The organism is Rhodanobacter denitrificans, assembly GCF_003335105.1.
Taxonomy (GTDB): Bacteria; Pseudomonadota; Gammaproteobacteria; order Xanthomonadales; family Rhodanobacteraceae; genus Rhodanobacter; species Rhodanobacter denitrificans_A.
This window is the reverse complement of record NZ_QFWQ01000016.1, coordinates 1-404: the sequence shown is the minus strand read 5'-3', so window position 1 is coordinate 404 and position 404 is coordinate 1. Positions and strand designations below refer to the sequence as shown.

The window sequence follows — 404 nt, the reverse complement described above, 5'->3', positions numbered from 1 at the left end:
AGGCGTTCATCGATCAGGGCCGCCATCACCTCGGTGTCGGTCTCGGAGGTGAAGACGTGGCCGCGCGCCTGCAGCTCGGCGCGCAGGCTGACGTAGTTCTCGATGATGCCGTTGTGCACGATCGCCACGCGGCCGGCGATGTGCGGATGCGCGTTCGCCTCGTTCGGCACGCCGTGGGTGGCCCAGCGGGTATGGGCGATGCCAGTGCTGCCGGGCAGCGGGTCGGCCTGGTACATCGCCTCCATCTCGCGCACCTTGCCCTTGGCGCGCACGCGGCGGATCGCACCGTGGTCGAGCACGGCCACGCCGGAGGAGTCATAGCCGCGGTATTCGAGCGCCTTCAGGCCGGCGATCAGCAGCGGCGCGACATTCCGCTGGGCAACGGCAGCAACGATTCCACACAT

1 pseudogene is annotated in these 404 nt (G+C 68.8%); it reads right to left on the bottom strand.

Going from position 1 to position 404, the window contains the following annotated elements:
• Nucleotides 1-404 (bottom strand): annotated as a pseudogene (locus tag DEO45_RS16300) (glutamine--fructose-6-phosphate transaminase (isomerizing)); the annotation flags it as partial.